Origin of the sequence: Veillonella sp. oral taxon 780 str. F0422 (assembly GCF_000221605.1) — a bacterium.
Lineage (GTDB): Bacteria > Bacillota > Negativicutes > Veillonellales > Veillonellaceae > F0422.
Genome location: NZ_AFUJ01000038.1, coordinates 1 through 1,165, shown reverse-complemented (window position 1 = coordinate 1,165; position 1,165 = coordinate 1). Strand labels below are relative to the sequence as shown.

Annotated in this window: 1 pseudogene; it reads left to right on the top strand. The window is 36.6% G+C overall.

What is annotated here, in order from left to right:
• Positions 1-1,033: pseudogene (locus tag HMPREF9200_RS04535) on the top strand (aspartate-semialdehyde dehydrogenase); the annotation flags it as partial.
• Positions 1,034-1,165 lie beyond the last annotated feature (132 nt).

Below are 1,165 nucleotides of genomic sequence, written 5' to 3'. Positions count from 1 at the left end.
ATGAGAAAACCTCATTTAGCCATATTAGGTGCTACTGGTGCAGTAGGACAAGAGTTTATTACATTAATTGAAGAACGTAAATTTCCTTATGAAAGCATTAAACTATTAGCATCTGCTCGTTCTGCGGGTAAAGTATTGACAGTAGATGGAAAAGAGTATGTGGTGGAAGAGGCAAAACCAGAATCTTTTGAAGGTGTAGATATTGCTTTTATTTGCAGGAGGTTCTATTTCTAAAACATTGGCTCCAGAAGCTGCTAAACGTGGTGCTATTGTTATCGATAACTCCAGTGCTTTCCGTATGGATCCAGACGTTCCATTAGTAGTACCAGAAGTAAACCCAGAAGATATTGATACGCATAAAGGAATTATTGCTAACCCTAATTGTTCCACTATTATCATGGCTTTAGGATTAAAGCCATTGCATGACTTATCTCCTATTAAACGTGTTGTTGTCAGTACATACCAAGCTGTATCTGGCGCTGGTAAAGAGGGGATTGAAGAATTAGATTCCCAAGTAGCTCAACATGTTGCAGGGGAAGATATGGTAGCTAATTTATTACCTACAGGCTCTATGGACAAACATTATCCAATCGCTTTTAATTTAATTCCGCAAATTGATGTATTCATGGAAAATGGATACTCTAAAGAAGAAATGAAAATGGTATTGGAAACACAAAAGATTTTCCATGATGACACTATTGCTGTAGTACCGACTACTGTACGTGTACCAGTATATCGCTCTCATTCTGAATCTGTATTAGTAAAAACAGAGTCTCCAGTATCTGTAGAAGATTTCAAAGCTGCTTGTGAAAAATTCCCTGGTTTACGTGTGAATGATAATCCAGCAGCACAAGAATATCCAATGCCTTTATATACATCGAATCAAAATGATTGTGAAATCGGCCGCATTCGTAAAGATTTATTTAACGAGCATGCTATGAATTTTTGGATTGTAGGAGATCAAATTCGTAAAGGTGCTGCATTAAATGCATTACAAATTGCAGAATACTTAGTAGAACATCAATCATTCTAGTTATATACATTTCAGGGGGTGCTAAGATGACAATATTTGGAAATATCTTAACAGCAATGATCACTCCTTTTACTGACGATGGTCATGTAAATTTTCAAGAAGCACTACGTTTAGCCGGATACTTGTTGGACA